We start from the raw sequence: 6,726 nt of genomic DNA on the forward strand, positions 1-6,726 counted from the left end.
CCTCGTGCGGGTTGAAACTTCGCGCCCTCGCACCACTGGAGCCCCGCCCTTGAATCCTTCTTCGCAAGCCAGCCGCACCGCCCTCGCCACCGCGCTCATGCGCTCCATCCATTCGCGCAGCGCGCCTGCGCCGCTGCTGGACGACCCGTGGGGCGAGCGCCTGGTGCCCGACAGCGTGCGCGCCGCCTTTCGCGAACGCGCGCTGGCACGGCGCGACGCCACCTCGACGGACTCACCCGACACAGCGCTCGACGACGCGATGCGCGCCAACGCCGCCTACCCCGACGTGATCCTGCGTTCGCGCTACACGGAAGACGCGCTGAAAGACGCGGTCGCGCGCGGCATCACCCAGTACGTGCTGATCGGCGCCGGCTTCGACAGCTTCGTGTGCCGCATCCCCGAGTGGGCGCAGGGCCTGGCCATCTACGAGGTCGATCACCCGGCCACGCAGCCGCTGAAGCGCCAGCGCCTCGCGGCCTGCGGCGTGGCACCGTCCGCATCGGTGCATTTCGTCGAAGCGGACCTGTCGGCCGAACGCCTCGGCGCGGCGCTCGCGCGTTCGCCCTTCAACGCCGCGCAGCCGACCTTCTTCTCGTGGCTCGGCGTGACGGTGTACCTGACGCGCGAGGCCAACCTTGCCGCGCTGCGCGACATCGCCACCTGCGCGGCGCCCGGCAGCGAACTGGTCTTCACCTACATCGACGAGGCCACGTTGCACGCGGGCCCCTCCGGCACCGAGGCCTTCCAGAAGCTGCGCAGCGACGTGGCCTCGGTCGGCGAAGAGTTTTTGTCGGGCTTCGATCCGAAGACGCTGGCGGCGCTGCTGCGCGGCACCGGACTCGATCTGCTCGAAGACATCGACGGCCACGCAGCACTGGCGCGCTACGACCCGGCCGGGCGCAACGGCCTGCAGCCGGCCGGCGCGGCGCACATCGCGCACGCGCGCATCGTCAGCGCGGCACCATCGCCTGCCGCCTGAACTCGCTCGGGCTGCCGCCCGTGTGCGCGCGGAACACGCGGCTGAAGTGCGAGAGGTTGCCGAAGCCCGCGCCCAGCGCGATGTCGGTGATGGAGCGCGCGGCGTTCGCGGGGTCGATCAGGTCGCGGATGCTGGCCGCCAGCCGCTGGTGCTGGATGTAGCCGGTGAGCGTGTCGTCGTCGCCCGCGAAGGCCTGGTGCAGCAGGCGCTTGCTGCAACGCAGTGCCAGCGCCATGCCGTCGATCGACAGCGCCGGGTCGCGCAGGTTCTGCGCCACGTGGCGGTGGATGCGGTCTTTCAGTGCCTCGCGCTGGGTCTGGGCGGTGCTGCGGCCCGCCAGCTCCATGAGCGACAGGCGCACCAGCTGGATCAGCAGCTCGCCCGCGCCGCGCGCGGCGGCCTCGCTCATGTGGGGCAGCTCCAGGTAGGTGTTGCGCATGGTCTCCAGCGCCACACGCGAGATGCCGCTGTCGCCGCCGATGCGCCGCGCCACGAGGTCGCCCAGCGGCAGCGCGGGCGAGGCGATCTGGTCTTTCGGCAGCATCACGATGAGGTGGTCGCTGCGCTCGGGGTTGGCCACGGTGTAGTCGAGCGTGGTGTCGTACAGCGTCCAGCCGCCCGCGCGCACCGCCGCCGCGCGCCCGCGCTGCGTGACCTCGGCCGAGCCCTGCCAGGGCGCGACGATCTTGAGGTACGGCGCATCGCTCAGGCGCGCCATCTGCGGGGTGCGCAGCACGCGGTGGCGGTTGGCCTCGAGCCGCGTGAGGATCACGTCGCCCGCGTGCGAGGACGCGAGGTGGCCGTCGAAATCGCTGTCGCCGTACAGGTCGGAGCCGAGGCCGCCGAAGTGGCGCCACACCCACTCGCACCACAGCGGCCCGCGTTCCTTCGGCGGGATGGCGTCGGTGGACAGGAGCAGGGACGCGGTCATGGGGCGAAAGCAGTGAAGACGAAAGATTGCAACACGGCAGCAGGATGCCGCGCATTGTGGAGTGCCCGCAAAGCCCTCGCCTTTGCGGGTTAACCACTAGGCGCCTGCACGCTGCGTCAAGTGCTTTGTGCGCGGCGGGCACAGCGGCAAAGGGCGTGCGTTTCTACGATCCCGGTCAGCGGGCGCATACCGACGCCCGGAAGGAGACCTCCATGCTTCACCCCACCCGCCGCCACTGGATCCAGGGCACGGCCACCGCGCTGGGCGCGGCCGCCGTCGCGCCGCAGCTGTTCGCGCAAGGCGCGCCCGTTCGCATCGGCTACGCCATCGCCCGCACCGGCCCCTGGGCCGCAGGCGCACAGGTGAGCCAGGAACCCAACTACCTGCTATGGGCCGAGCAGGTCAACGCCGCGGGTGGCCTGTCGGTGAAGGGCACCAAGCGCCCCATCGAGCTCATTGGCTACGACGACCGCAGCGAGACCGAGACCTGCGTGCGCACCTTCGAGAAGCTCATGGGCAGCGACAAGGTCGACCTCGTGCTGCCGCCCTGGGGATCGGGCGCCAACTTCGCGGTCGCGCCGCTGGCCAACCGCTTCGGCTACCCGCTGCTCGCGCCCACGGCCCTGTCGCGCAAGCTCATCGACATGCGCCTGCCCTTCTTCTTCTCGCTGCTGCAGCAGCCCGACAAGATGATGGGTGCGCTGGTCGACATGCTGGTGGCGCAGAACGTGAAGACGATCACCATCGTCTACATGGACGACCTGTTCGGCCTGGAGAACTTCGCGGCGCTGAACAACGCGCTGAAGAAGACGCAGATCCAGGTGCTCGACCGCAAGAGCTACCCGCTGGGCGTGAAAGACCTCGCACCCGTGCTGCGCACCATGAAGGACCTGAACCCCGACGCCTTCATCGGCATCACCTACCCGCCGGACACCATCCTGGCGAGCCGGCAGGCGCGCGAGGTCGGCTTCAACCCGAAGTACTTCTACGCCTCGGTGGGCACGGCCTTCCAGCTCTACAAGAACGTGATGGCCGCCAACACCGAGGGCGTGATCGGCATGGGCTCGTGGAACGGCAAGACCAGCCCCGAGGCCAAGGCCTACTTCGATGCGCACACGAAGAAGTTCGGCAAGGAGCCCGACCGCTGGGCCAGCGGCCACGCGTGGGCCGGCCTGCAGATCCTGCAGCAGGCGGTGGAGAAAGTGGGCCTCGACCGCAAGGCACTGCGCGAGCAGATCGCGAAGAACGAGTTCAAGACCATCCTCGGGCCGATCCGCTTCGAGGGCAGCGAGAACGCGTCGATCCCCGGCACCGTGTCGCAGTGGCAGGGCGGCGACTTCGAAGTGGTGTGGCCCAAAGACCGCGCCACCGCGCAACTGATGCCCAAGCCGGCCTGGAAATAACAGCGTGTCGTTCTCTGGATGGGCCGAGCTCCTGGCCGGCGGATTGATCACGGGTGGCATCTATGCGCTGGTCGCCATCGGACTGAACCTGCAGTACGGGCTGATGCGCATCATGAACATCTCGCACGGCGAGTTTTTGATGCTCGGTGCCTTTCTCACCTGGTGGGCGCACACGGCGCTGGGCATCTCGCCGCTGGTGTTCATGCCGGTGGCCTTCGTGCTGCTGATGGCATTGGGCATGGCGGTGCACTGGCTGTGCTTCCGGCAGGTGGCGGCGCGCGCGCCGAACGTCGACGTGTTCGAGGCGCGCAGCCTGATGGTCGGCTTCGGCCTCATGTTCTTCGTGCAGAACACCGCCTTGCTCGTGTGGGGCGGCGACCTGCGCGGCTACGACTACCTGGCCGAGCCGGTGCAGCTGGGCGAGATGCGTTTCACCGCCAACAAGCTGGTGCTGTTCGGCGTGGCGCTGGCGCTGAGCCTCGTGCTCATCGCGCTGCTCAAGCTCACGCTGCTGGGCAAGGCGGTGCGCGCGCTGATGCAGTCGCCCACCGGCGCGCAGCTCGTGGGCATCAACACGAAGCGGCTGCACCCGCTGATGTTCGGCATCGGCCTCGGCCTCTCGGGCGTGGCCGGCGCGCTGCTGTCGATGACCTACGAAATCTCGCCCTCGATGGGCGAGCCCTACACCGTGACGGCGCTGATCGTCATCACCCTCGGCGGCTTCGGCAGCATCGCGGGCAGCCTCGTCGGCGGCCTGCTGCTGGGCGTGGTCGAAGCGCTGGGCATGTACTACACGAGCCCCTCGCTCAAGATGCTGCTGTCGTACGCCGTGTTCATCGGCGTGCTGATCTGGCGGCCCAACGGACTGTTCTCCAGAAGATGAATTCCCTCTTTCAAAACAAACCGTGGTGGGTGCTTGGCATCGGCCTCGCGCTGGCGGCCGCCGTGCCATGGGTCGCGAGCGAGTTCATCGCCTCGGTCGCGCTCGGCTGCCTGATGTACATCGCGCTGGCCACCAGCTGGTCGCTGTTCTGCGGTGCCACACGCTACCTGTCGCTGGCCACCTCGGCCTTCTTCGGCCTGGGCGCGTATGCGAGCGCCACGCTGCTCGAGGTGCTGCCCTGGCCGCTGGTGATCCTGAGCGGCGCGGCCATCGCGAGCGCGGTGGCGGTGCTGATGGGTGCGGCCGTGCTGCACCTGCGCGGCACCTACTTCGCGGTGCTGACCTTCGGCATGACCGAGCTGATCCGCCATGCCGTCACCTTCGTCGAGAAGCAGGTCTCTGGCACCGTGGGGCGCGTGCTCACGGTGGTGCCGTCGAACGAGACGGTGTACCTCACGGTGCTGGCGATTGCGGGCGCGGCCATTGCCACGGCGCTGCTCGTGAAGCGCAGCCGCTTCGGCCTGGCGCTGGCCGGCATCGGCGCCGACGAGCAGCGTGCGCAGACGCTGGGCGTGGACACGCGCCGCGTGAAGATCGCCGGCTTTGCGCTCACCGCCGCCTTCGCCGGCGCGGTGGGCGCGGCGATGGCCGTGCGCTGGACCTACATCGAACCGGCGGCCGTGTTCAGCCCCTTCATCGGCTTCCAGACCGTGCTGATCGCGATGATCGGCGGGGCCGCCAGCATCGGCGGACCGGTGGCCGCGGCCATCGTGTTCAGCCTGCTGTCGGAGACGCTGCGGCTGCAGCTGCCCTACGGCTACATGATGGTGCTGGGGCTGCTGCTCATCCTGTGCGTGATGTACCTGCCCAACGGCCTCGCGTCGCTGTGGCAGCGCAAGGCGGCGGCGTTGCGGAGGCATGCGCCATGAAGGCCACGCCACTTCTCGAAGCCCGCGACCTCACGGTGCGCTTCGGCGGGCTCACCGCCGTCGATGCGGTGAGCGCGACGCTGCACGCGGGCGAGCTGGTCGGCATCATCGGCCCGAACGGCGCGGGCAAGACGACCTTCTTCAATGCGATCTCGGGCGTGGTCATGCCCACGTCGGGCCGGCTGCTGGTGGAAGGCGATGTCGACCTGACACGGCGCGGTCCGCACCTGTACGCCGCGCACGGCATCGCACGCACCTTCCAGACGCCGCGCGTGATGGCCGACATGACGCTCGAAGACAACGTGCGCTTCGGCATGCAGTTCGCGGGCCGGCGCCGCGCGCCCATCGCGGGCCTGGGCAGCACCGGCGAGATCCTCGACATGCTGGGCCTGGGCGGCCTCGCGACGCAGGTCGCGGCCGACGTCACGCCCTCGCAGCAGCGGCTGCTCGAGATCGGCATGGCGCTCGGCACGCGGCCGCGCGTGCTGCTGCTCGACGAAGTGGCGGCCGGCCTCACCGAGGCGGAGGTCGATGCCATGGCGCGGCGCATCCGCCGCCTGCGCGACGACCACGGCCTCGCCGTCGTGTGGATCGAGCACGCGGTGACCACGCTGCTGAAGTACGTCGAGCGCGTGCTGGTGCTGCACCAGGGCCGCAAGATCGCCGACGGCACGCCGGCCGAGGTCGTGCGCAATGCCGAGGTGGTCGAGGCCTACCTGGGCGACGAGATGGAGGCCACGGCATGAGCACCACCCAGATGACCGTGCGCGGTCTTGCGGCCGGCTACCACGGCTTCCAGGTCATCCAGGGCCTGGACCTCGACGTGACGCCCGGCGTCACCGTCGTGCTCGGGCCCAACGGCGCGGGCAAGACCACGCTGCTCAAGGCGCTCGCGGGGCTGCTGCCGCGCACGGGCGACGCGGTGCTCGACGGTGCGGCGCTGCCGTCCGCCGATGCCACCGCCTGCGTGCGGCGCGGCCTGGCGCTGGTGGCCGAGGGCCGCCAGCTGTTCCCGCAGATGACCGTCACCGAGAACCTCGAACTCGGCGGCTGGCTCATTCCCGCGCGGCTGCGCGCCGAGCGGCTCGCGCGCGCCTTCGATGACTTTCCGCGCCTGAAGGAACGCGCCACGCAGCTCGCCGGCACCATGAGCGGCGGCGAGCAGCAGATGGTCGCCGTGGCGCGCGCCCTGATGAGCGGGCCGCGCCTGCTGATGCTCGACGAGCCCTCGCTCGGCCTGGCGCCGCGCATGGTCGACGAACTGCTCGCCATCGTGCGCCGCATCGCCGACCAGGGCGTGACCGTGCTCATGGTCGAACAGAACGTGCGCAAGGCCTTGCAGGCCGCCGACCGCGGCTACGTGCTCGAACGCGGGCGCGTCGTCGTCTCGGGCGAAGCGCAGGCGCTGCTGCATTCCGACGCCGTGCGCCAGGCCTACCTGGGCGTGGCCTGACCCCCTCTTCCTCTTTTCTGCAAAGGACACCCATGACCGACATCTCCATGCTCATCGACGGCGAACGCCGCGCGGCCACCGGCGGAGCCACCTTCGAGCGCCGCAACCCGCTGGACGGCGGCATCGCCACGCGCGCCCCTGCGGCCAC

At 69.9% G+C, this 6,726-nt stretch carries 7 protein-coding genes; 6 read left to right on the forward strand and 1 reads right to left on the reverse strand.

Annotated elements, in window-relative coordinates:
- Positions 1 to 49 precede the first annotated feature (49 nt).
- Positions 50 to 979: a class I SAM-dependent methyltransferase gene (locus VBO01S_RS20605; protein ID WP_062478673.1), complete on the forward strand. Its 930-nt coding sequence runs from the start codon at positions 50 to 52 to the stop codon at positions 977 to 979.
- On the opposite strand, the gene VBO01S_RS20610 is transcribed toward VBO01S_RS20605, so the two are convergent.
- On the reverse strand, positions 951 to 1,910 hold the full coding sequence (locus VBO01S_RS20610; RefSeq protein WP_062478676.1) for an AraC-like ligand-binding domain-containing protein: 960 nt from the start codon (positions 1,908 to 1,910) through the stop codon (positions 951 to 953). The two genes, VBO01S_RS20605 and VBO01S_RS20610, sit on opposite strands and share 29 nt — an antisense overlap.
- A gap of 212 nt (positions 1,911 to 2,122) precedes the next feature.
- Between VBO01S_RS20610 and VBO01S_RS20615 the strand changes: the two genes are divergently transcribed.
- Genes VBO01S_RS20615 through VBO01S_RS20635 form a run of 5 tightly spaced genes read left to right on the forward strand, consistent with a single transcriptional unit; the run spans position 2,123 to position 6,578 of the window.
- A complete protein-coding gene (locus VBO01S_RS20615; RefSeq protein WP_062478679.1) occupies positions 2,123 to 3,313 on the forward strand; it encodes an amino acid ABC transporter substrate-binding protein in 1,191 nt (396 codons plus the stop codon).
- 4 nt (positions 3,314 to 3,317) lie between these two features.
- A complete protein-coding gene (locus VBO01S_RS20620; RefSeq protein ID WP_062478682.1) occupies positions 3,318 to 4,196 on the forward strand; it encodes a branched-chain amino acid ABC transporter permease in 879 nt (292 codons plus the stop codon).
- Positions 4,193 to 5,125 carry a branched-chain amino acid ABC transporter permease gene (locus tag VBO01S_RS20625; RefSeq protein ID WP_062478684.1) on the forward strand — a complete coding sequence of 311 codons (933 nt, stop codon included), beginning with the start codon at positions 4,193 to 4,195 and terminating at the stop codon, positions 5,123 to 5,125. The genes VBO01S_RS20620 and VBO01S_RS20625 overlap by 4 nt, the downstream gene beginning before the upstream one ends.
- Entirely contained in the window at positions 5,122 to 5,871 is a 750-nt protein-coding gene (locus VBO01S_RS20630) for an ABC transporter ATP-binding protein (RefSeq protein ID WP_062478687.1), read from the forward strand. The genes VBO01S_RS20625 and VBO01S_RS20630 overlap by 4 nt, the downstream gene beginning before the upstream one ends.
- Positions 5,868 to 6,578: an ABC transporter ATP-binding protein gene (locus VBO01S_RS20635; protein ID WP_062478690.1), complete on the forward strand. Its 711-nt coding sequence runs from the start codon at positions 5,868 to 5,870 to the stop codon at positions 6,576 to 6,578. Before VBO01S_RS20630 ends, VBO01S_RS20635 begins: the two co-directional genes overlap by 4 nt.
- The last annotated feature ends 148 nt before the right edge of the window (positions 6,579 to 6,726 follow it).

It is taken from the genome of Variovorax boronicumulans NBRC 103145 (assembly GCF_001591345.1).
GTDB lineage: Bacteria > Pseudomonadota > Gammaproteobacteria > Burkholderiales > Burkholderiaceae_C > Variovorax > Variovorax boronicumulans.